At 62.7% G+C, this 21,691-nt stretch carries 20 protein-coding genes; 15 read left to right on the top strand and 5 right to left on the bottom strand.

All coding sequences use genetic code 11. From position 1 onward, the window contains the following. The first annotated feature begins 30 nt into the window (after positions 1-30). The 12 genes from J4D99_RS19065 (at position 31) to J4D99_RS19010 (ending at position 10,725) form a co-directional block, all read left to right on the top strand. Positions 31-453: a hypothetical protein gene (locus J4D99_RS19065; RefSeq protein WP_208133339.1), complete on the top strand. Its 423-nt coding sequence runs from the start codon at positions 31-33 to the stop codon at positions 451-453. A gap of 14 nt (positions 454-467) precedes the next feature. Beyond that, entirely contained in the window at positions 468-800 is a 333-nt protein-coding gene (locus J4D99_RS19060; protein ID WP_208133338.1) for a hypothetical protein, read from the top strand. Then, on the top strand, positions 784-3,396 hold the full coding sequence (locus tag J4D99_RS19055) for a VirB4 family type IV secretion system protein (protein WP_208133337.1): 2,613 nt from the start codon (positions 784-786) through the stop codon (positions 3,394-3,396). Before J4D99_RS19060 ends, J4D99_RS19055 begins: the two co-directional genes overlap by 17 nt. A gap of 14 nt (positions 3,397-3,410) precedes the next feature. Then, complete coding sequence (locus tag J4D99_RS19050) at positions 3,411-4,517, top strand: hypothetical protein (protein WP_208133336.1); 1,107 nt, start codon at positions 3,411-3,413, stop codon at positions 4,515-4,517. A gap of 31 nt (positions 4,518-4,548) precedes the next feature. Then, positions 4,549-5,184, top strand: coding sequence for a hypothetical protein (locus J4D99_RS19045; RefSeq protein WP_208133335.1), 636 nt, complete (start codon positions 4,549-4,551; stop codon positions 5,182-5,184). An 83-nt stretch (positions 5,185-5,267) separates the two neighbouring features. After that, a complete protein-coding gene (locus J4D99_RS19040; RefSeq protein WP_208133334.1) occupies positions 5,268-6,044 on the top strand; it encodes a conjugal transfer protein TraK in 777 nt (258 codons plus the stop codon). Between the two features lie 35 nt (positions 6,045-6,079). After that, a complete protein-coding gene (locus J4D99_RS19035; RefSeq protein ID WP_208133333.1) occupies positions 6,080-6,988 on the top strand; it encodes a DUF4138 domain-containing protein in 909 nt (302 codons plus the stop codon). Positions 6,989-7,019: 31 nt separating this feature from the next. After that, positions 7,020-8,435, top strand: coding sequence for a conjugative transposon protein TraM (traM, locus tag J4D99_RS19030; protein ID WP_208133332.1), 1,416 nt, complete (start codon positions 7,020-7,022; stop codon positions 8,433-8,435). A gap of 27 nt (positions 8,436-8,462) precedes the next feature. Beyond that, positions 8,463-9,350, top strand: coding sequence for a hypothetical protein (locus tag J4D99_RS19025; protein ID WP_208133331.1), 888 nt, complete (start codon positions 8,463-8,465; stop codon positions 9,348-9,350). A 27-nt stretch (positions 9,351-9,377) separates the two neighbouring features. Beyond that, positions 9,378-9,917, top strand: coding sequence for a conjugal transfer protein TraO (locus tag J4D99_RS19020; protein WP_208133330.1), 540 nt, complete (start codon positions 9,378-9,380; stop codon positions 9,915-9,917). Between the two features lie 25 nt (positions 9,918-9,942). Next, positions 9,943-10,329: a hypothetical protein gene (locus J4D99_RS19015; protein ID WP_208133329.1), complete on the top strand. Its 387-nt coding sequence runs from the start codon at positions 9,943-9,945 to the stop codon at positions 10,327-10,329. 27 nt (positions 10,330-10,356) lie between these two features. Then, positions 10,357-10,725: a hypothetical protein gene (locus J4D99_RS19010; protein WP_208133328.1), complete on the top strand. Its 369-nt coding sequence runs from the start codon at positions 10,357-10,359 to the stop codon at positions 10,723-10,725. 58 nt (positions 10,726-10,783) lie between these two features. On the opposite strand, the gene J4D99_RS19005 is transcribed toward J4D99_RS19010, so the two are convergent. After that, positions 10,784-11,014, bottom strand: coding sequence for a hypothetical protein (locus J4D99_RS19005; protein ID WP_208133327.1), 231 nt, complete (start codon positions 11,012-11,014; stop codon positions 10,784-10,786). A 1,046-nt stretch (positions 11,015-12,060) separates the two neighbouring features. Between J4D99_RS19005 and J4D99_RS19000 the strand changes: the two genes are divergently transcribed. Next, positions 12,061-12,816, top strand: a complete 756-nt coding sequence (locus J4D99_RS19000) for a type IV toxin-antitoxin system AbiEi family antitoxin domain-containing protein (RefSeq protein ID WP_208133326.1) — start codon at positions 12,061-12,063, stop codon at positions 12,814-12,816. Here J4D99_RS19000 and J4D99_RS18995 read toward each other — a convergent pair. From J4D99_RS18995 to J4D99_RS18980, 4 genes are all read right to left on the bottom strand, one after another. After that, positions 12,813-13,706, bottom strand: a complete 894-nt coding sequence (locus J4D99_RS18995) for a nucleotidyl transferase AbiEii/AbiGii toxin family protein (protein ID WP_208133325.1) — start codon at positions 13,704-13,706, stop codon at positions 12,813-12,815. The two genes, J4D99_RS19000 and J4D99_RS18995, sit on opposite strands and share 4 nt — an antisense overlap. Before the next feature lie 97 nt (positions 13,707-13,803). After that, positions 13,804-16,161, bottom strand: a complete 2,358-nt coding sequence (locus J4D99_RS18990) for an ABC transporter permease (protein WP_208133324.1) — start codon at positions 16,159-16,161, stop codon at positions 13,804-13,806. 21 nt (positions 16,162-16,182) lie between these two features. Next, positions 16,183-16,866 (bottom strand): ABC transporter ATP-binding protein, encoded by a 684-nt coding sequence (locus J4D99_RS18985; protein WP_208133323.1) that lies wholly within the window; start codon positions 16,864-16,866, stop codon positions 16,183-16,185. A gap of 153 nt (positions 16,867-17,019) precedes the next feature. Continuing rightward, the gene (locus J4D99_RS18980; RefSeq protein ID WP_208133322.1) at positions 17,020-18,279 is read right to left on the bottom strand and encodes an efflux RND transporter periplasmic adaptor subunit; all 1,260 of its coding nucleotides are present in this window, start codon (positions 18,277-18,279) and stop codon (positions 17,020-17,022) included. 302 nt (positions 18,280-18,581) lie between these two features. On the opposite strand from J4D99_RS18980, the gene J4D99_RS18975 reads away from it, so the two are divergent. Further along, positions 18,582-19,955, top strand: coding sequence for a sigma-54-dependent transcriptional regulator (locus J4D99_RS18975; RefSeq protein WP_208133321.1), 1,374 nt, complete (start codon positions 18,582-18,584; stop codon positions 19,953-19,955). Beyond that, on the top strand, positions 19,945-21,303 hold the full coding sequence (locus tag J4D99_RS18970; protein WP_208133320.1) for a sensor histidine kinase: 1,359 nt from the start codon (positions 19,945-19,947) through the stop codon (positions 21,301-21,303). Before J4D99_RS18975 ends, J4D99_RS18970 begins: the two co-directional genes overlap by 11 nt. Positions 21,304-21,691 lie beyond the last annotated feature (388 nt).

Genomic DNA, 21,691 nt, shown 5'->3' with positions numbered 1-21,691 from the left:
AGCGCCCTTCTTTCATCCAGTTCCTACTTTATGCTATTCCATTTGCTGTCGCACGGCCGGAGCCGCCTGGCCACCGCCACCACTCACCTCCAGACCCTGGCCCTAGCCGGCCGCAGCTACCAACCCTCCCCCGCGGAAATGCGCGCCGCCGCCGTGCTGACGGCGTTGGCCGCCGGCCCCACCCCGGCCCTGGCGGCCGGCAGTGGAGGGGGCGCCGCGGCGGCCGCGCTGAGCACCGTGCAGGAAACGGTCGTGGGCATCGTGCAGGTCATCTTCGCCATCATCCTCATCATCGGCCTGATTCGGGTGGTGATGAAGTTCGTGCAGGGCAGCCCCGATGCGCTGGGCTCCCTGGGCTGGCTCGTGGGCGGGGTCATTCTCTGGTTTGGCTTCCAGCTCTTCAAAGACGATTTGGTGGGCGCGGTCGGCGGGGGCGCCGGGGGCGTGAAATAAGGTCCGCTCCTCCCATGCGCACCTACAAAAGCATAGAGCGACCGGCCCAGGTCCTGGGTATCAACCTGCAGGACCTGGGTTTGCTGGTCGGCCTGTTCATCGGCTCCGTGCTGCTGCTCGGATTCCTGGGCATGGCGGTCAAAATCCCCCGCCTCGTGTACCTGCTCGTCGTGGGCGCGCAGCTCGCGCTGCTGCTCGGCCTGCGTCAGCTCAGCAAAAAGCAGGCGCCGGGCTTCCTGGTGGCCTGGCTGTCCTACACCTTCCTGCAGCCCCGCCGCCTGGCCGTGGGGCCGCTGCCCTCCCTGTCTTTTCCGTCTTCCCCCGCTGCCCATGACCAAAAAGCCTAAAACCGCCGCCTTCAGCGCCGTGATGCCCGTGCACAGCTTCGAGGCCGACAAAGTCATTTTCAAGGATGGCCGCGTGGGCGTGGGCTTCCTGATTGAGCCCGCCGAAATGGAGAGCTGGACCAGCGACGACTACGACGCCTTCCAAACGGCGCTGGTGGGCGTGCTGCGCCCCTTGCCGGTGGGCACCATCGTGCAGAAAACCGATGTCTACTACGACCGGCCCTACCGCGAGGACAAAACCCAGCAGACCTACTTCGAGCACAAGATGAACAAGCACTTTCTGGAGCGGCTGGTGCTGTTTCAGAAGTCCTACCTGTTCCTCTCGTTCGCGCCGGTGGCCGTCAAGTCGCCCAAGACCAACGCCGTGAATGCCCTGGTGACCCGGGCCGGCGAGGCCGTGCTTAAGAACCCGTTTGCCCAGCTCGTGCACACGCTGGAAGTGGCCGAGGCGGCCGCCGTGGAGTTCGTGCAGGGCATAAAGAACCTGGGCGGCGTCGCCTTCGAGCGACTGGACAGCCGCCAGATTCACCAGCTCTACCTGCAGTACTTCAACCTCAATTTCGACGGGCAGCCCACCCGGCAGGAGCGCGAGTTTGGCAATGCCCTGGGCACGCTCAGCGTCGGCGAGCACCAGGTGAATGTGCTCTCAATGGTGGGTCAGGGCAGCGACGCCTACCCGGCCGTGAAGAACAGCTACGGAGTAACGGCGCCCATGCTCTACCCCCTGACCCACATTTTGCAGTGCCCGCACATCCTGACGCAGGCCCTGCTGGTGCAGGATACCCGGGCCGCCGTCAGCGCCCTCGACACGGACCGCAAGCTGAACGCTTCGCTCTCCTTTCTGGCTACTCAGGACAACGAGCTGCGGGCGGCCGAAGTCGAAGCCTTCACCGCCGAAGTGCGGGCTGAGAACAAGCAAATCGTGGGGCTGCACCTCTCGTGCGTTCTCTGGGACACCAACGACACCAGCCGGCGCGAGAACGTGGAAAAGGCCACCGGGGCTTTTCGCTACATGTTCGGCACGGAAAGCGTGGTGGAAAGCTACCTGGCGCTGCCCGTGTTCTTCGGCCTGCTGCCCGGCAACGCCTGGCAGGTGCCCGACCGCTGGCTGACGAGCACCGCCGACCGGGCCGCGTGCTACCTGCACTGGACGGCCACCTACAAAACCGACCCGGTGGGCGAGTACCTCACCGACCGCTTCCGCAACCTGGTGCAGGTAAACCTGTTCAACACCGCCCTGGACAACCAGAACGCCATCGTTGTGGGTCCCTCCGGCTCGGGCAAGAGCTACACCTTCGGCAACCTGATTGTGCAACGCTTCGAGAAGGGCGCCCGCCAGATTATCATGGACGTGGGCGGCACTTACCGCAACGTGCTGCAGTCGCTCAACGGCGAGGACTTCGACCACACCTACTTCGAGTACGACCCCACCCGGCCCATTGCCTTCAACCCCTTCCTGGTGCCCCGGGATGCTTCGGGCAAGTGGCTTTACAACGATGAGAAAACCAATTTCCACCTGGCCCTGCTCACCGCCCTCTGGAAGGGCGGCAAGGACACGGGCCTGGACAAGTCGGAGCGGACCATCCTAAGCCGCTTTTTGATTGAGTACTACGCCGGCCTGAACGAGAGCGACCGGCTGGGCCAGAAGGACGAGGAGTTTCCCGGAATGGAAAGCTTTTATAAGTTCGTCGAGCAGTTTGACCACGAAATGCAGAAGCCGGTAACCCCGGCTGGCGAAGGGCTGGAGGCCGACCCGCTGGACGGCGCGCGGCGCCAGTACCAGAAGAATCTCAAGTACATCGACATGCACCAGTTCTTCCTGGTGCTGGGTCAGTACATCACCGGCGGCCGCTACGAGCGGGTGCTCAACGCGCGGCGTGACGTGGACTTGTCGGAATACCGGCTTATCTGCTTCGACCTGGCCAAGGTGCAGGCTGACCCCGACCTCTACCCGGTGGTGGCCATGCTCATCACCGAGCTGAGCCTGGACCTGTTCCGCAAATTTCCGGACGCGGTCAAGTACATCGCCCTGGACGAGGCCTGGACCATGCTCTCGGGCGTGCTCTCGGAGTTTATCGAGTCGATGTACCGCACCATTCGGAAAACCAACGGCTCGGTGACCATCATTACGCAGGGCATCACCGAGATAACCAGCAGCAAAATCGGGCCGGCCATCATCAACAACTCAGCCACCAAGATTATCCTGCGCCACGTCAACCCCGACTCGCTCGCCCAGCTGCAGGCCCCCCTCGGCCTGACCGGGCACGAGATGGATTTGATTCGCTCGGTACGCTCCACCGAGCAGCTGCGGGAGTTCTTCGTCAAGCAGGGCGCCAAGGGCAAGGTCTTCGCCCTGGAAGCCTCCCCGCAGCTGGATGCCATTCTCACCTCCAGGCCCGTGGAGCGCAACCACCTCAACAACCTGGTCAGGTTCTACCAGCAGACCAACAGGCGGCCGCGCACCGACAAAAACGGCAATTTCCTGCTGGGCCCGGACGGGGCTCCCCTGTACGACGAAGTAAAAGTGCAGCGGCTGGATTACGCCGTGGACCAGTTTGTGGAAGATAAGCAGGCCCGCCGGGTGTCCGTGCAATGAGCCAGTGCCTGCTCATGGTCGCCTACGGGGTGGACCAGCACTTTCTCGACGCCTGCGACGCGGCCCTGGCCGACGTGCTCACCGCCTGCCGCTTTCTGACGCCCAGCCTGATGGGCATTGCTCTGCTCTACACCATCGGGCGCGGCTTTATCAGCGGCAACGGCCTGGCAATGGACTGGGGGCCCATCATCAAGGCGACCTGGATTTTCTTCCTGCTCTTTTTCTACCAGAGCCTGCTCGACACGCTCAGCGCGGGCATCGCCGGCTTCACCGGCGTGCTGGCCTCGCACCCCTCGGCGGCCGCCGCGCTCAACGACTTCCACGGGGCCGCCGTCAACAGCCAGGCCGGCACCGGCGCCGTGAGCGAGGGCGACGTGGTCACGCAGGCCCCGGACATGCTGGCCGACATCAAGGGCTTCTTCGACTCCTTTTCCATTCAGGGCATCCTCACGCGCCTGTTCACCGGGGCCGTGGTGCTGGTCGTACAGCAGATAATGAAGTTTCTCCAGCAGTTCATCCTGGGGTTCCTCTACATCTGCGGGCCCATCTCGCTGACACTCTCCGTCATCCCGGCCTTCGGGCAGCTGGGCCTGAAGTGGCTGCAGAACTTCCTGGCTGTGCAGCTGTGGAGCCTCACGTTCGTGCTGCTCGACACGCTTTACAGCTTCTACGCCAGCAGCATGAGCGGCGCGGCCACCGGGGGCGCGGCCGGCGATGCCGACCTGTTCACCATTACCTCGGCAGCCTTCATCCTCATGTACGTGATGGTGCCCTACCTCACCTCGCTATTCATCGGCTCCTCGGCCGCGCAGGGCTTCGCCGGTTCCATGGTGGGCATGGTGACCGGCGTGGCCTCGGCCGCCGCGGGGGTGCAGGCCGGCATGGCCGGCCGGGGCCACGGGGTTTCCGGGGCCATTGGCCGCGCTATGGGCGGGGGCGGCAGTGGCAGTGGAGGTAGCAGCAGTGGCGGTGGTTTGGCCCCAGGCGGCAGCAGCGCAGGCAGTGGGGGAGGAACTGAACCATCCGGCAGCTCTGCTTCGGCGGGCCTACCCTCCATCACCATGTCGGAAGCCATGAATCCTTCCTACCGGCAGCGCGCCTCGGGCATCTGGACTTACTGATTTCCTCCGACTTCTTCCCACTTCCTTACTTATGAAAAACCTACCCGGTCTCGGCTGCCTGGCCTTCCTGTTGGTCACCGGCTGCAACTCCGCGCCGACTGCCACGAAGGCGAACTCGCCCGGCGCACCGCCAGCATCTGCTGCTTCCGCTGCTTCGCCTTCCCTGGCCGGGGTGGACATTCGCCCAGCCGTGGAACTGCAGCTGCCCACGTCCGCGCACGGGCAAAGCTACCTGCAGCTGGTCTCCGCCAAGGTGCTGAAGGCAGAGTCCCTTTCCGTGCGGCAGCCGGCCAGCTGGACCGCGTTGCGTCAGGCGAAACCAGTGGTGCCGGGCTACCGCCTATCCTACGAGGCCGTGCTCCGCTGGCAACCCATTACGCAAGGCCCCGATGAGCAGAAAATGTCCGTGCTGACGCTTTACACGCCAAACGGGCGAGATACCGTGGCCAGCATCTACTCCGCGGCCAGCAGCTACCTGCCCGATACTAGCGGGTTCACCTCCTCTCAAATCAAGCCCCAGCAGTCCGTTACCGTACACGGGACGCTCTACGCCTACGCGGGCACCAGCCAGCAGCGGCCGGCCCTCATCGTGTACCCTTACAACCACAAGGGCGACGCTTTCACCAACGAGCTGCGGCACCTGGCCCTGCCTTTCCCCCGGCAGTAGGCACTGCCTTTTGGGCGGTAGGGAAAGAATGCTTCACCCTTCCTCCCCAGACCTTACAACCAGCCTATCACCTCCCTATTTCCATGGATTCCGCCCAAGACTTAAGCACTTCCTTCTCGACCATGCGCAACCTGGCCATGGGCAGCCTGGCCGCCCTGCTGCTCATCGCGCTTGGCTCGGGCCTGCTGGTGTACCGCGCCTACGAGAACAGCGGCCGGCGCGTGTACGTCGTTTCGCAAACCGGCTCGGTGGCCGCTCTCTCGGCCGCGGGCGATGCCCATACGCCCTACGAAGCCCGCAACCTGGTCCGCAACTTCATGCAGACCATGTTCGGCCACGACCAGTACACCTACAAGGCCAATCTGGACGCGGCCCTGCCCCTGATTGAGGGGCGCGGGGGCCGGCGCATCTACGAGGGCTTCACACGCGGGCAGGTGCTGCAGAACTACGAGCGCTACGACGCCCGCAACGTGGTCACGGTGGATAGCGTGCTCGTGGACCTGAGCCGCCGCCCCTGGTCGGGCCAGGTCTACATCAAGCAGCGCATCTTCATCGGGGGCCAGCAGAAGGAGCCCCTGCCGCTGGCCGCCAGGTTTAACCTCGAAGAAACGAACCGCTCGGACCAGAACCCCTACGGGCTGCTGATTACCAACTTCGACTATATCCCCTACAGCCCCGCCGTGTCGCGGGAAGAGGCCGAAGCCCTGGCCGCCCAGGAAGTGGACCGCCAGCGCCGCCTGCAGGAAGCGCAGCGCGGCGCAACCGGTGCAGCTCCCGGCCCGGCGCCCCTCACCGCTCCCGCGCAATCAGTCCCGGCAGCGCCCGCGCCAGCGTCCTCACCCACTCCCCGGCCCCGCTAATCTGCCAAGCTAACCTTCTAAACCCCTTGCTCATCATGCGTAACTTCTCCCTGCCGGCCCTGCTGGTTTACTTCCTGACGTTGCTCACTCCCGCGCCCGTATCGGCGCAAACCACGCTGCCGGCCCGCGTGCAGCGCCCGGCCTCGTCGGCCGTGCAGGCAACCAAAAGCCTGCTGGACGTGGCCGTATCCGATAGCTCCACGACTTACCTCGTGTTCGGGGGTCCGGTATCGCTGGTCGACGTGGGCATGGCCAACAATTTCCTGGTCAAAATCGAGGGCAATGCCGTGTTCGTGCGCGCCCGGCGCAAAAACGCACCGCCGACCCCCCTGCTGATTCGCTACGGCTCCAGGTACTGGATGGGCCGGCTCGTGTTCGTCAACCGCCCGGTGCTCCAGCTCTACGACTTTCAGCGGGACGAATCGCTCGGGGTAGCCGGCACCAGCTCCGCTGGCGCAGCGCCGGAAAATGAGCTGGCGCTGGACAAGGAGGAAGCCAAGAAAACCGCGGTCGAAGGCAAGCTCAGTCAGCTGCGCAAAGCCAGGGAAGAGCACCAGGCCGTGGCCGTAGTTGACAACGACCTGGTGCTTTCATTGGCCAACGTGCGCAACGACAAGGATTTCACCTACCTGCGCTTCAAGGTCATCAACAAGACCAACATCGACTACAACGTCGACTTCACCGATTTCCAGCTGGTGGAAAACGCGCAGCATAAGTTTCTGGCGCGCAAGAAAAACGAGGCCCGCCGGCCGCTGGCCCCCTCGGGTGGGGCACCCAACCAGATTATCGCCGGCCGCACCACGGGCTACCTGACCTACGCCATCCCCTTGTACGCGGCCACCGAGCACGGCTACCTGGAAGTCACCCTGCGGGAGCTGAACGGCGCGCGGGTGCTGGTGCTGCCAGTGCCCTCGCGGGTCATCAACCGCGCCACGACCATTTAATGCCAGGCTCCTCTAACCACTTCTCCAGCCTATGGAACCCCTCACCTCACCCACTGCCGCCGACGAGCGGCCCACCCGCCCGGACTCCGAAACGCCACACTCTGCTTCGCCAAAGCGCACCCCGGCGGAACTGCTGCGCACCAACTGGATGGCCTTCGCCGGCGTGCTGGTTTTGCTCATCGTCGGGGGCCTGTTTATGTGGCTGAAATCGGCCCAGCAGGCCGCCCAGCAGGCGCAGGAGCCCGTGGCCGCTGCCTCGGCCAACATCGAGCCGGAAATTCGGTCCGTGGAAACGGCCCCGCCCACCCCGGCGGCCTCGCCCTCGGCCAACCTGGAAGCCCAGCGCCGCGCGGAGCTGGACGCCAACCAGGCCCCGGCCGCGCCCACCGAGGCCGACGTGGCCGACGTGTTTGCCGTGGACACCACCGGCCGGGCCCTGCGCCAGCGCCGCCGGGCCCAGGCCGCGGCCCTCACGGCCGCCCGGCGGGCGGAAGCGGCGCGGCGGGCAGCGGCCGACGTGGACACCATTGAAACCACGCTGCAGGACCCCGCCACCGGCTCCTACCACGCCCAAACCCTGGTGGTGCCCCGCCATCGCCTCGCGTCGGGGAACGCTGGTAATGATGCTACACGGGGCGACCGCCGGCGGAGAGGACGCTCGGGCAAACGCCTACTGCCGGCCCGGGACACCGACGGCACTCCTTTTGAAACAGACCCCGACGTTAACCAGATGCTGGCCAACTCGCCCCCCGCCACCCGCGAGGCCTACGAGCGCATGACGGGCAAGCGGTACCGGGACCCGCAGCGGACGGCGCAGCTGCTGGCCGACCACGCGAATGCCCCGAGCCCGGGGCCCACCCAGGATGGCTTTAACACCGTCAAAGTGGGCAACTCCTCGCGCTTAATGGCCCAGGGAGGCCCGCGGGAGCAGCTCGTGCCCGATGTGTTTTTTAAGGGCGTCATCAACGGCGAGCAGAAGGTGCGCACCGGCTCGGTCGTGCTGCTGCGCCTGCTGGAAGATGCGGTGGTGAGCGGCGTGACCTTCCCCAAAAACCTGGTATTCGCGGGCGTGGCCAGCGTGGGACCCAACAGCGTGCAGTTCACGGTCAGCCGCCTCGGGCCGACCCGGGTGGAGGCCAGCATCTACGACTTCAACTACCTGCCGGGCATTGCCATTGACCCGGAAAAGCGGGTGGCCAGGGATGCGGCGCTGGCCGGCAATGACCTGCAGCTGCAAACCACCCGCGAGCTGAGCACGGCCATTGACCGCTCGGCCTCGGCCGCCAACTCGGTGACCGGCGTGGCCGGCCGGATTGGGGCCAGCCTGCTCGCACGCCCCCGCACCCACACCAAGCTGCGCGACGTGCTGCTGCCCGACGGCTACCCTATCCTGATTACTACTGCGGCAGCCGGCCAAATGGGCGCGGAGTCCTCCCTTGGCAAGTAATTCTCTTTCACGCTACAGGTTAAGACGATGAAAAAGCTTCTGTTGCCCGCCCTACTGGCCCTGGCCCTGGTGCTGGCCCCCGCCGATAAAGCCGCTGCCCAATTTGTGGTGAATGACCCGCTGCACATGGGCGTCCACATCGGCCAGTTTGCCAAGCAGCTCGGCGAGTGGGCCGAAACCGTGCAGAACTACCAGGTCGTGGCCGATGCCCGGCAGATTGCCGGCGTCACCAAGGACATCACCGGCCAGGTCAAAGACCTCACCTCCCAGGGGCTGGAGCTGCAGCGCCAGATTCAGGCCGACCTGCGCAAGGTGCAAAGCATTCAGGATTTGCGGCTTTCTAACCCACAGGAGCTGTTTACCCGGGCGCTGGCCATGTCGGGCCGGGGCCCGGGCAACCAGTACCTGCCCGTGTTTCCCAAGGCTGCCCGCCTGCGCCAGGCCCTGCAGCTCACCAACCCCAGCCAGGACCTGAACACAGTGTACGACGTGTTTTCGCAGTTCGGGACGGGGGCCACGGCCGGCAACACCCGCCTGACGCCGCAGGAGTACCAGGGCAAGCGCGAAGAAGCCGCCGTCTCCACGTTTGCCTTCGAGGAGCTGGCCACCAAGCGCAAGATTGACACGGCTTTCGGCTACTACAAGATTGCCGACGAAATGACCCAGCAGAGCATCGAGCTCAACGCCACGCTGAAGAATCCGGGCCGCTACGCCATGACGGAAGGCGAGCGGATTGCGGCGCTCAACACCACCAATGACAACCTGATTAAGGCCATGCAGCTGCGCCTCGAAGCCGACCGGCTCCTCAGCGAGGCCTCCCTGCCGAGCCCCTCGCACCAGGCCGCGCAGTCCGTGTACGCGGACTTGCTGCTCAAACAATCCCTGCTGCGCATGGACCGTGCCCGCCCTCATTAACACCCGCCCTTATTAACAATCCTCTATATGAAAAAGCTCTTGCTCGTGGCCCTGTTGCTGGATGGGGCCGGCGCGGCGCCGGCGCTGGCCCAGCGCCACGTAAAACACATGGCCGCCTGGGGCGCCCACGTTGGCCGCAGCGAAACCGGTACCTACTACGAAGCCAGCTACACCTCCCTGCTAACCAACCGGCTGGCTTTGCGCGGGAGCGGGCTGCGCGAAACCGGAACCCTGGCGGGTCGGGGCCAATACGAGCGCTACGCTGGCCGGGTGCTGCTGGCCCCGCAGCTGCTGCGCGTGGGCGAGGTGGCCTACGTGCACCTGCTGCTTGGGGGCGGGGCTGGCTACGAACATACCAACCTAAACGGCACCGGAGAGCAGGCCGCCGGCGCTCAGACGCCGCAGCGCTTTACCTACGGCCCGCAAGCGGGCTTGGAAGCGGATTTCTTCCTGGGCAACCGGCTTTCCCTCGTGGCTACCGCCACCAAGGGCTACCTGTTTAACAATCCGCTTATTGAGCAGTGGCTCGGCCACGCCGGCATAGGCCTGCGGTACCATTTTCGCTAATCCCTCTTTCTGACCGATGAAACGAATGCCCCAACTTGCATCTCTGCTGCTGAGCTGCGCCACGCTCACCACCGCCAGTTGCTCTAAAGAAAACGCCGCTCCCTCCGGCCCGAAGGAATACCAGCTGGAAGACCGGGTTACTTCCACCACCGCCCCGGAGTCCGACTACCTCAGCTACGACAACGAGAGCGGCGGCACTACCGCGCTTAACCACGTGCCATTGCCAGCCACCTACCACTTCAAATATCCCAGGAAGCCAGGAGACCAGCTGAGCTTGCTGGCTAGCCTCGACGGGGGCGAGGCCGCGGCCGAAATCACCGCGTCCATCCTGCTCGACGGCCGGGCAGTGAAGAAGGAGACGAGCCGGAGCGCAAATGCGCCGGCGGTCCCGGTGTACGTGATTGGGCAGTAGGAAAGAAATCAGTCGCTTACTTCCCATATGGACATCCCTTCGGCTGCCGCCGGCTTTCCGGACCCGGCCCTCGTCGTTAACTACCCCACGGCCCTGCGCTTCGTCCGCTACCGGCTCAACCGGCTGGCCCACGGGCAGATGAAGCCCTGGGCAGCCGCGCACCGCTTTAACTACGCCCGGCTGGTGGAAATCAAAAAGGACGACCGGCAGCGGCACGTGCCCCTGATGCAGCGCCTTTTCGTTGCGTTCGGCTACTCCGTGGCGGTCATTCGCCTGGTAGCGCCGGGCGGGACGAAAAGCCACTTCTTCTGGTTTGCGACCGCCGAAGCGCACGCGCTGTTCCGCCAGGAGCTGCGCGCTTACGATGAGCTGGTCATGCAGGCCAGTCAATTCTAGGGGTTATTTCTGCTGTTGTTCCAGTAAAAAGGCCGCCCAGCAATCTGGGCGGCCTTTGTTAGTAGGAGTTCTGCTGCGCGGGCTTGGTTAGCTCCCGTTGCAGGCACTCGCGCAGAAGCTGATAGAATTCCGGGCAAATCCGGATGGTGGGCTCCTCAGCAGTGCAGTACAGCAGCGTCGGGTCCACCAGGGCAATGGCCCGGGACCAGTCAGACTCGGAGGCTTTGGTGGAAAGAGATAGGAGGGGGGTGAATTCTTCTTGGATGAGCCGGATCACCAGCGCTTGCACGATAGGGCATAGACTGGAAAACCGGCAATATGGACTCGCGGGCATAGTAGTTAACTTGAGCGGAGTGAATACGAAACGCCGGGGCGCTCCGGGGCCGGGCGGCGGAAGACCCCATAGCCAAATCACTGCCGGCAGGATGCGGGCAGCAGGGCCCTCACGGGCAAGTGAGAAGGCTACGAAAAAAGGTGTTTAGCGCTCAGCGCCTACGTATAAGGCAGGGCGTTGCCGGATGGGCAGGGACCGGCGGGTAACTGCGCTCGGCTTGGGCCGGTCCGTTAAGGACACCGAAGTCAGGAGGCAGTTAGTAAAGCGCAGGTGTTGCGAGGCGAGCATGCTCAGAAGCCAGGTGAGGGCACAAAGCTAAGGATTTGCAGCGAACTTATATAGCTGTTTTAGGCCTGGAAGTAAGGTTTTGGGCTCGCTGGGGCATTATAGCAAGTGTCGGCTTCCACGCCGGGAGTTCGCTGAGGCCAGGCCCCGGGCAACCCGTAACTAACCGGGCAACTATGCCGGCCTATTTGCGGCCTTCGTGCAGCTGCTGCACGGCGCTGGCAATGCACCGCTAGAAGCCTGGCCAGTCCGAGCAGGCACTACCTAACCGTGCGCAATGGCAAATCCGATGCCCCTGCATACCCACGAGCAGGACGTTCGTAACCTGATTACCGTCACCGCGCCGGTGTGGAGCATGCGATAAAGCTTTATGATCAAGTACTTAACCAAGTATTATAGCCCCTATAATCAGTTTAAATGTGACCTTAGCAGGTACTAGTACCTGCTAAGGTACGAAATAAATCCGAACTTGTCGCAATAAAAACTTCTTTTTTATCTTATTTGTGCTTGACTTTATCAAAAATAGCGTGTAACTTTGCCTGAGTGCTTAAGGTACTAGTACCTTAAGCACAGCGAATACTTTCCAAATGGCCAATAAAACGCGCTTTCAAATTGCGAAGAAGGATATTGTCGCCTTTTTCAGCCAGCGGGAACAGCGGGTATATCGGGAAAGGGAATTAGAGCAGCTGTTAGCCCAACAGCGGCAGGGCTGGCGCTTGGCAGCCGGCACTCGGGTGCAGGATTTTCTCGACCTGATGCTGGATTCCACCCCCTTGCGGCCGGTAGTTATCCAGGCAAGTGGTCAGCCCAAAACCTATTACACCTGGGGCGAAGTGACCGCCTTTGAATTGGGCAGTCATTTGGTGCCACGCGCTTACCTCTCGCACTATACCGCGCTTTATCTACATGGGCTAACCGAACAGATTCCCAAGCAGATTTTTGTCAATCAGGAGCAGAGTGCCCGGCAGCCGGCTTCGCTCCCTGCCCTAACCCAGACCGAATTGACAGCGGCCTATGCCCGTCCCGCGAAGCTCACGCTACCCAGCGCGCACTACGGCGACTATGCCTTTGTGCAGTTGCATGGCAAATTCACGGGGCAACTCGGTGTCGTTACACAGGACCACTTTGCGGCGGGCCGGGTAAGCCTGACAGGGCTGGAGCGGACACTGCTGGATGTGACGGTGCGGCCTGAATATGCCGGGGGCATCTACCAGGTGCAGGAGGCCTACCGACTGGCCGCGGGCCGTGTTTCTATTAATCGCCTACTCGGGCTGCTTACCAAGCTCAACTACCGATACCCGTATCACCAAGCGGTGGGACTCTACCTGGAGCGGGCAGGAGCCTACAAAGCCTCGCAGCTGCAACTCGTGCGCAAGTTTCAGCCCGCAACCCTGGACTTCTACCTGGCGCACGAATTAGTCAATCCGGCGTACGATGCCCAGTGGCAGGTGTATTATCCGGCCCATTTTTAAGCAGTAGCCGCCGGTCCGGCCGCCGACGGCTCCAGCAGGTGGCTGAAGTGCGTAACGACATAGTCGAAGTACGCATCAAAGCCCAGCAGATGAGTGCCGGCCGTCACGTTTGCTTCCACTGACTTATAATCGGCGCGGTGCAGGTCGCGGTAAGCGGCGATAGTAGCCAGGTAGGCCTCCGGTACGCGCTTGGCGCCGAATACCTGCCGCAGTGCCTCCAGGGCGGCGTCACTGGTGGAGTCAATGGTAAACTCATGGGTGAGCGTATAGATGTCGTAGAAATCCCGCGCCCGCCCGACTGACTTATGTCCGCCCACAATCTCGCCGTAAGCGGGCATCTGCTGGCAGATGGCTCGTAGCTTCTCAAAGACGACGAGCTGGGGCGGGTACACATAGTACGTGTACCCGTTAAGGGTTTTCTCGACCTTCAGCTCGCAGTATTCGAAGGGGCTGATGTCGACCGTGAACTTGCGGTTCTGCTGCGCGTCAAAGGTGAGCGAGTTACGCCGCAGGCCGGCCAAGTCGTCCGCATGCTGACGAGCCTGTGCTAGCGGAGTCAGCTTGAACTCCAGCAGGTAGCCGCCCCAGAACGATTTAAGGTGCTCGGCGAGCTTGCTGGGTCGCTGCTGCCAGCGCACGTCGAAAGCGTGCAGGCCCTCTTCGGCAAACACCGTCACCAGCGACCGTTCAATAGTGGCAAACGTTGCCTCCAAATCCTCAAAATCGTCGGCCATGGAAAAATCGAGGTCGGCCGAGCCCCGGTTACCCACTTCGTAGGCAATGCTGATGGCGTTGCCGCCTTTGAGCACGAGCTTTTCCATGAGCTCATCGTCGGCCACCAGGGCTATGATGACTAAACGCTTAATTTTATCGAGCAGCGATAATTCCATGCCTTAAAAGTACGCATTGCCAGGTAGGCTCCGAAACGAAAGCGCGGAGTAGAAAAGGCAGCGAAGTAGAGAATTAAGTTTAGGTATCAATAAGTGTTCACTCTGCCCGCAGACTAAGCACGGGGTTACGGCGGGCGGCCCGCCAGGCCTGCACGCTTACGGTGAGCCAGGCAATGAGCAGGGCTCCCATACCGGCTGCGGCGAAGTACCACCACTGCCAGGCCACGCGGTAGGCGAAGCCTTCCAGCCACCGCTGTAGGAGCAGGTAACTCAGCGGCAGCGCCAGTACGATGGCCACGACGACCAGCCAGGTCAGGCTGCTGGTCAATAGCCAGACAATGCCCAGCTCGCTTGCACCCAAAGCTTTACGGATGCCGATTTCCTTGCGCCGCCGCTCGGTCGTGAAGGCCGCCAGGCCCAGCAGGCCCAGGGCGGAAATAAGGATGGCCAGCCCGGCAAAGTAGCGGGCGAGCACGGCGACCCGCCGCTCGGCTACGTACTGGGCCTGGTAGTCGGTATCCAGAAACGAGTAGTCGAGCGTAAAGCCGGGGTTGTAGGCGGCGTACAGTTGCTGCAGCCGCGCAATCGTGGCCTGCTCCGTGCCCGGCTGCAGCTTCACCAGCACCGTATTTATCGAGGGGTCGAGCTGGAGCAGCAGGGGCTTGATTTTTTCGTGCAGGGACTCGTAGTGGAAGTCGCGGACCACGCCCACGATGCGGCGCCCGCTGAGCTGTTGGCCCACGGGGTCCGGCATGCCCAGGCCGGCCACCAGGGTCTGGTTGACGAGGATGGCGGCGCTGTCGGCGCGGAATTGCGGCGCAAAGCTGCGACCGGCTACCAAGTGCATGCCCATCGTTTCAACTAGGTCATAGTTGACCAGCATCGTCGCTACGGGCAGGCGCTTACCCTGCCAGCTCATCTCTTCCACATGACGCCCCCCTAAGAAGCCGCCCAAGACGCTGGACGCCTGCACGACACCGGGCAATTTCTTCACCTCGCTCAGAAAGGCCGCCTGCTGGCTCGCCGCCTTGCCGCCCGTATCAAAGCGGAGCACGTGGGCTTTGTCGTAGCCCAGCGGTTGGCGCTGCACAAACGCCAGCTGCGCGTTGACGACCACCACGGCCACGATGAACAGCACCGAGAGCGTGAATTGCAGCACGACCAAGCCCTGCCGCGTCCACACATCGCCGGCCTTGGTCGGCAGCTTGCCTTTCAGCACGGCCGCCGGCTGGAACCCCGACAGGTAGAACGCGGGGTAGCTGCCCGCCAGCAGCCCCGTACCCAGCGCCAGGGCCAGGCCGGCCCCCACCAGCGGCCACTCCCAGCGCAAGGCCAGCGGCTTGCCCGTCAGCTCGCTGAACTGCGGGAGCACGAGCTGTACCAGCCCCACGGCCACGACCAGGGCCAGCAAGGCCATCACCACGGATTCAGTCAGGTACTGCCCCACCAGCGCGGCGCGGCTCGCCCCCAGGGCCTTGCGAATGCCCACTTCCTTGACCCGCCGCGAGGCTTTGGCAGTGAACAGGTTCATGAAATTAATACTAGCAATCACCAGAATGAGCCCGGCAATCAGGGCCAGCAGCCGCACGTAGGCAATGCGCCCCCCGGTGGCGACCCCGTTTTCGTAGGAGCCGTGCAGGTACCCCGCCGAGAACGGCCGCACGAACAGCGTGCGCCCCTGGGCCTGGGCCTGCGCGCTTTTGGTTTTCAGCAAACCCGCCAGCTTGGCTTGGAACTGCGCGGGGTCGGCCCCCTCCTTCAAGGCCAGGTAGGTGTTGAAGGGGCCTTCGTCATCCCACTTGATGGCCTCGTTCATGTGCATCAGGTCCTTGAACGCGGCAAACGGCAGCACGCAGTCAAACTGCTCCGACGAGTTGCGGGGCACCCCGGCAAACACCCCGGCCACCAGGCAGGTCTGTTTTAGGTCGGCCATTTGCCATTCCACGGCTTTGCCCAAGCTGTTCTGCGGCGACTGAAAGAGCTTAGTGGCCAGGGCCTCGGAGAGCACAATGGCGTTTTTATCCCGCAGCACCGTGGCGGGGGTGCCCACCAGCAGGGGGTAGGAAAACAGCTGGAAGAAGGCCGGGTCCGCGCACTTGACGACAGTATTCAGGTGCTGGCCGCCCGCCGCCAGCGTGAACCCGGGGAAGAATGGGACCGGTGTGGTCGTGGCTACCAATTCAATCTCCGGCATTTCCCGCCGCAGGGCCTCAGCCAGCAGCGGGTTGGTACCACCTTGGGTCTCGATGCCGGCGGCCGTGCGGCGGTTTTCCATTACCTGGTAGAGCCGGCCGTCGAGGGCGTGGTAGCGGTCGAAGCTGCGCTCGTCGCTACTCCACAAGTAGATGAGCAATGCGCAGGCTAGGCCCGTCGAGAGGCCAATCAGGTTGATGAAGAACGTGCTTTTGAACCGCTTAAAGTTGCGGTAAATGAGCAGCAAGGGGTAGGGAAGCATTGCCGAAGGAGGAGCAAGCGGTTAGAATTGGCTGCGGCTGTTTTCGAGCACCACCTGCCCGTCTAGCAGGCGGACGACGCGCCGGGCATACCGCGCGTCGTGCTCGGAGTGCGTGACCATGAGCACGGTGGTACCCGCCTCATTCAGTTCAGTCAGCAGCCCCAACACATCGTGGCCGCTGGCCGAGTCGAGGTTGCCGGTGGGCTCGTCGGCCAGCAGTAGCGGCGGGGCGTTGACCACGGCGCGGGCCACGGCCACGCGCTGCTGCTGCCCGCCCGAGAGTTGCAGCGGAAAGTGGTTGCGCCGGTGCAGCAGCTGCATTTTCTCCAGCACCTGTTCCACCCGTTGCCGCCGCTCGGCGGCTCCCACACCGAGGTAGCGCAGGGGCAGCTCCACGTTCTCAAACACCGTCAACTCGTCAATCAGGTTGAAGCTCTGAAATACGAAGCCCAGGCTGCGCTTGCGCAGTTCGGCCCGTTGGCGCTCGGAGTAGCGGCTGGTTTCGGTGCCCAGCAGTTGCAGGCTGCCGCCGTCGGGCTCGTCGAGCAGGCCCAGCAGGTTGAGCAGCGTCGATTTGCCGCAGCCCGAGGGGCCCATGATGGCCACAAACTCGCCTTGTTCCACCGTCAGCGAGACGTGGTTCAGCGCCTTGGTTTGCACTTCCTCGGTGCGGTACACCTTTTCCAGGTTTTCGGTCTTAATCATGAGGTTCATCTTTTTATGGATACTGTTGGCGAATTCATTTTTAAGCCATTAGCCCAGACCCGTCAGGTCGCTTTCGAGCGATTGATGCCTCCAGCAATTGCTTAAAAATGAATTCGCCAACAGTATCTTATGGTCAAATAGTTACTAGGCTACCTAGGGCTGGCTATTGTCTAGCACCAGCTCCTGTTGGTCGGCGTAGCCTTCGTAGCTGGACGTTACAACTTGGTCACCAGGATGCAGGCCCCCCAGCACTTCATAATAATCGGGGTTCTGCCGCCCTAGCCGGATGGCTACCCGCAGGGCCCGGGTGCCATCGGCCGTCAGCTTAAAGGCCCAGTTGCCCACGGTTTGCTGGTAAAAGCCGCCTTTGGGCAGCAGCACCGCCGGGGCTTTCGCGCTCAGCGCCAGCCGGATGGGTAGGGTCTGGCCCCGCCGCAGGCCCGGTGGCGGGGTACCGGTAAAGGCCAGGTCGATTTGCAGGCCTTTGGCCACTTGGGCAAAGATTTTGGTCACGCGCAGGGCATACGCCTGGCCATCCACCACCACTTCGCCTACCTGACCAGCTCCGATGCGGGCAATATAAAACTCGTCCACCGCGGCGTGCAGCTTCACGCCCGTCAGCGCATCAATCTGCCCCAGGCGCTGGCCCCGGGTTTTGGCCTCGCCCACTTCCGCGGCCAGCGAGCTGAGTTGCCCCCCGACCGGGGCCCGCAGCAGCAGGTCGTCCATCTTGCGCCGCATCAGGGCCAGGTTGCTGGTCATGCGTTGCACCGACTCCTGCATGGTGCCCAACTGCTGCTGCATGGCTATTGAGTCCTGGCGCAGGGTCTGCTGCGTGAGCTGCCGCCGGCGCATTTGGTAGCGGTAGGCGTTCTGGCTCTGCAAGTAGTCTTGCCGCGCAATCACCTTTTGGTCGTAGAGCACCTGGTTGGTGTCAAACACCCGCCGAGCCTCAGCCAGTTGGAAGTCGATGTCCGCTAGCTGGTTTTGGCGCAGAATGCGGTTTTGCAGCAGCTGGGTGCGGGTATTGCGCAGGTTGTTCATCAGGTCATACACGGCTGTTTCGCGGTTTACCATTTCCAGCTGCAGGTCGGGGTTAGTCAGCCGGAGCAGGGGCTGGCCCGCCGTTAGGGTCGTGCCTTCTTCCACCAGCACCTGCTGCACCGTACCGGCCTCCACTGCGTCCAGGTACACGGTGCGCAGGGGCTGCACCACCCCATCAATGGCCGTAAATTCCTGAAAGTTGCCCCGCGTAACGGGGCTGATGGTCAGCCGGCTGGCCGCCACGTGCAGCCGCTGGCCCGGCCTAGGCCAGTAGAGGCCGGCCGCGCCCGTGCCCGCCAGCAGCAGGGCCCCTAGCCACCACCAGCGAGTAACAAACGACCACTTTTTCTTCGGTATCAGGACATCCATTCGGTTCGGTGCAGGCAGTAGCCGCAAAAAGCTATGGACCGGAGGTGCCAAGAACGGTGCCTTAGGCACAAATCCTTGCTAATCAGCGGTCTGAGTTTACCACCTGGTTGCCAACTGCTGCCGAGCGTCCGGTTTTGATACAGTTGACCGTTCGGTTCTGATACAATTTGAATCTATCGACGCGCAGCAAACGGCCTGGCCGACTGAGAACGAGTATCTTCTGAGGCTTGCACGGTTTGTGTGGCATAGGTTAGGGCCGATGACTACTAGCCCCGACTTTTGCGTTTTACCAAGCCTTTTTCATGATTCTCAAGCACGCCCGCATCCTAGTGGTAGACGACGAGCCCGATGTGCTGTTCGCCCTCAAGCTGCTGCTCAAAACCGAGGTGCGGGAAGTGGTGACGGAGCGCAACCCGGAGCTGCTGCTCTCCCTGCTCCGCCAGCAACACTTCGATGTCGTGCTGCTGGATATGAACTACCGCAATGGCCAGGCGACCGGCAACGAGGGCTTCTACTGGCTGGGCCGCATCCGGGAGCACGACCCCACCACGGCCGTTATTCTGCTAACGGCTTATGGCGACGTGCGCACGGCGGTGCGCGCCCTAAAAGCCGGTGCTACCGATTTCCTGCTTAAGCCTTGGCACAACGAACAACTGCTGCAAACGCTGGCCGCCGCCTTGCTAGCCAAACCCGGCAGCAAAAGCGGGGATAGTCCAAAAAAGCTGCCTGGGCCGGCCGTTACTACTGCTCTACTGGGAGAGTCAGCCGCCATGCAAGACGTGCGCGCTATACTTGAAAAGGTCGCCCCGACCGAGGCCAATGTGCTGCTGCTCGGTGAGAACGGTACCGGCAAAGAATTGGTCGCCAAGTCCCTACACGAACAGTCGCGCCGCGCCGCCCGTCCCTTTGTAGCCGCCGACGTAGCCGCGCTCAGCGAGGGGTTGTTTGAAAGCGAGCTGTTCGGGCACACCAAGGGCGCGTTTACGGATGCCCAGGCCAGCCGCGTGGGCCGGTTCGAGGCGGCCACCGGCGGCACTTTGTTTCTGGATGAGATTGGTAACATAGCCCTGCCACAGCAAGCCAAGCTGCTCACGGCCCTGCAAAACCGCCAGGTGGTGCCCGTCGGGAGCAACGCCCCCGTACCAGTGGATATCCGGCTATTGTCGGCCACTAACGCCCCGTTGCACGCCTTGGTAGCCCGCGGTAGCTTTCGCCAGGATTTGATGTACCGCCTTAACACGGTCGAAATCACGCTGCCGCCCCTGCGCGAACGCGACGACGACGTGCACCTGCTGGCCCAGCACTTCGCGCAGGTGTACGCGGCCCGCAACAGGCAACCCGTGCCAGAATTCAGTGCCGCTGCCCTGCGCAAGCTCCGGGAGTATACCTGGCCCGGCAACGTACGGGAGTTGCAACACGCTGTGGAGCGGGCCGTTATCCTAGGGGCCGGCCCCGTGCTGCTTCCGGCCGATTTCTCGTTTCGAAACCCCGAATCAACGGCTGCTTCCGCACCAGCTGCGACCTTGGCTGAGCAGCCGCTGCCGTTGCTGGAAGTAGAAAAAGCCACCATCCAGCAGGCCATTGCGCGCCACCAGGGCAACCTCACCAAAGCGGCCAAGGAACTGGGTCTCACCCGAACTGCTCTCTACCGCCGGCTCGACAAGCATGATATTTAATAGCCTGGATGCTCGCCTGCTGGGACGATTAGTACTGCTAGTAGCGGCGCTGGCCGGGGGTGGGTATGCCGCGCTGCACCACGCCTACGGACTAGCCTTTGGGGCCCTGGTGCTGTTGCTACTCCTGGTTCTAGACCTGGCCCGCTACCTGACGCGTGGCCAGCAGGCCTTGGCCGACTTTACCCTGGCCCTCCAGTATCGCGACTTTTCGCGGCAGTACCCGGCGCAGTCCGTCCCGGCGTCGTTGCGGCACTTGCACGAAGCCTTCAACCAAGTCAACGACACGTTTCGGGCGTTGCGGGCCGAGCAGGAAGGGCAGTTTCAGTACCTGCAAACTATCCTGGCGCTGCTCGATACCGGCATCGTGTCCTACGATGCGGCGGGCACCGTGGCCTGGGTGAACGAAGCATTTAAACAGACGCTGCACCTGCCGTACCTGAAAAACATCCGGGCGCTGCAATCCCGGCAGCCGATCCTCTACGAGGCCATCTGCCAGGCAGTGCCCGGCCAGCCCGTAGTGGTGAAGCTGACGGTGGACCTCCAAACAGTGCAGCTACTCGTATCGGCTACTCAGTTCAAGCTACGAGGCGAAGCATTTACCCTCCTGGCCTTTAAAAACGTGAGCCAGGCCCTGGCTGATACTGAAACGGCCGCCTGGCAGCAGCTGCTCCGGGTGATGACGCACGAAATCATGAACTCGGTCGCCCCCATTGCTTCGCTGGCGGATTCGTTGGGCCGCCACGTGCAGGCGGCCCGGCCCTCGGATTCGGTGGCGGCCGAGTTGCTCGACGACGTGGGGACCGGCATCCGCATCATTCAGCAGCGCAGCGAAGGGCTACTGCGCTTCGCCCAAGTTTACCGGGACTTTAGCACCCTGGCCGCGCCGCAGCGCACGACCCTTTATGTGCAGGAATTGCTCCAGGCCACCCGGCAGCTCCTAGCGGAGCAACTGGCCGCGCAAGGCATTGAGCTCACCCTTAGCGTCCGGCCTGCGCACCTCACCCTGCACGCCGACGCTCACCTGCTGGAGCAAGTGCTCATCAATCTGGTGCTCAATGCGGCGCAGGCGCTCGTGCAAATCCCCGACCCTCGCCTTAGCCTGCTGGCCTGGTCTGATGAACAGGAGCGGGTGGTTATGGAGGTGAAAGACAACGGGAGCGGTATTCCCGCCGACGTACTGGACAGCATCTTTATTCCTTTTTTCACCACCCGCCCCAACGGCTCCGGGATTGGGCTGAGCCTGGCCAAGCAAATCATGCAACTCCATCAGGGCAGCATTCAGGTCCATTCCGTAGTGGGGGCAGGCAGTGCGTTCCAATTGTGGTTTCCTGGCCCGGCTGCGTCTTAAGGGGTCTAATAGAAACCGGCCTGAAAAGGAGATTGTCAGCTTCCATTCAAAACAGGCTAGGGTTAGCCGGAGACTGATAAGTCAAGCAACGCTCAAAGCGGTACACTTTGCTTCGGCATCACTTCGCTGGAAATTCTAAACTTGTATTCACCGACCGGCCTAGCTACCACTACCTGATAGGTGGTCGCTGAAGTCCTTATTATTAGTAGCAGCCAGTTTGTATGGGCAACAACGTAAGCTGCTCCGATTTTTCCCTGCAAGCTTTAAAAGCTGGGCGGGCCACCTCCGCTCTTTGGCCCTAGTTTAGGTATCATGAACTGTGTTAAAAGTTAGAGGGTGAGCGCAAGCTTTGAGCTAAAATCGGCCTGGTAGGGTACGCCCGATTTAA

The organism is Hymenobacter sp. BT559 (assembly GCF_017571525.1).
GTDB lineage: Bacteria > Bacteroidota > Bacteroidia > Cytophagales > Hymenobacteraceae > Hymenobacter > Hymenobacter ginsengisoli.
This window is presented reverse-complemented; position numbering and strand designations above follow the sequence as displayed.

Coding starts and splice junctions, on each gene's coding strand:
- J4D99_RS19065 (WP_208133339.1), top strand. CDS start 31: ATGCTATTCCATTTGCTGTCGCACGGCCGGAGCCGCCTGGCCACCGCC.
- J4D99_RS19060 (WP_208133338.1), top strand. CDS start 468: ATGCGCACCTACAAAAGCATAGAGCGACCGGCCCAGGTCCTGGGTATC.
- J4D99_RS19055 (WP_208133337.1), top strand. CDS start 784: ATGACCAAAAAGCCTAAAACCGCCGCCTTCAGCGCCGTGATGCCCGTG.
- J4D99_RS19050 (WP_208133336.1), top strand. CDS start 3,411: ATGGTCGCCTACGGGGTGGACCAGCACTTTCTCGACGCCTGCGACGCG.
- J4D99_RS19045 (WP_208133335.1), top strand. CDS start 4,549: ATGAAAAACCTACCCGGTCTCGGCTGCCTGGCCTTCCTGTTGGTCACC.
- J4D99_RS19040 (WP_208133334.1), top strand. CDS start 5,268: ATGGATTCCGCCCAAGACTTAAGCACTTCCTTCTCGACCATGCGCAAC.
- J4D99_RS19035 (WP_208133333.1), top strand. CDS start 6,080: ATGCGTAACTTCTCCCTGCCGGCCCTGCTGGTTTACTTCCTGACGTTG.
- traM (WP_208133332.1), top strand. CDS start 7,020: ATGGAACCCCTCACCTCACCCACTGCCGCCGACGAGCGGCCCACCCGC.
- J4D99_RS19025 (WP_208133331.1), top strand. CDS start 8,463: ATGAAAAAGCTTCTGTTGCCCGCCCTACTGGCCCTGGCCCTGGTGCTG.
- J4D99_RS19020 (WP_208133330.1), top strand. CDS start 9,378: ATGAAAAAGCTCTTGCTCGTGGCCCTGTTGCTGGATGGGGCCGGCGCG.
- J4D99_RS19015 (WP_208133329.1), top strand. CDS start 9,943: ATGCCCCAACTTGCATCTCTGCTGCTGAGCTGCGCCACGCTCACCACC.
- J4D99_RS19010 (WP_208133328.1), top strand. CDS start 10,357: ATGGACATCCCTTCGGCTGCCGCCGGCTTTCCGGACCCGGCCCTCGTC.
- J4D99_RS18995 (WP_208133325.1), bottom strand. CDS start 13,706: ATGGAATTATCGCTGCTCGATAAAATTAAGCGTTTAGTCATCATAGCC.
- J4D99_RS18990 (WP_208133324.1), bottom strand. CDS start 16,161: ATGCTTCCCTACCCCTTGCTGCTCATTTACCGCAACTTTAAGCGGTTC.
- J4D99_RS18985 (WP_208133323.1), bottom strand. CDS start 16,866: ATGATTAAGACCGAAAACCTGGAAAAGGTGTACCGCACCGAGGAAGTG.
- J4D99_RS18980 (WP_208133322.1), bottom strand. CDS start 18,279: ATGGATGTCCTGATACCGAAGAAAAAGTGGTCGTTTGTTACTCGCTGG.
- J4D99_RS18975 (WP_208133321.1), top strand. CDS start 18,582: ATGATTCTCAAGCACGCCCGCATCCTAGTGGTAGACGACGAGCCCGAT.
- J4D99_RS18970 (WP_208133320.1), top strand. CDS start 19,945: ATGATATTTAATAGCCTGGATGCTCGCCTGCTGGGACGATTAGTACTG.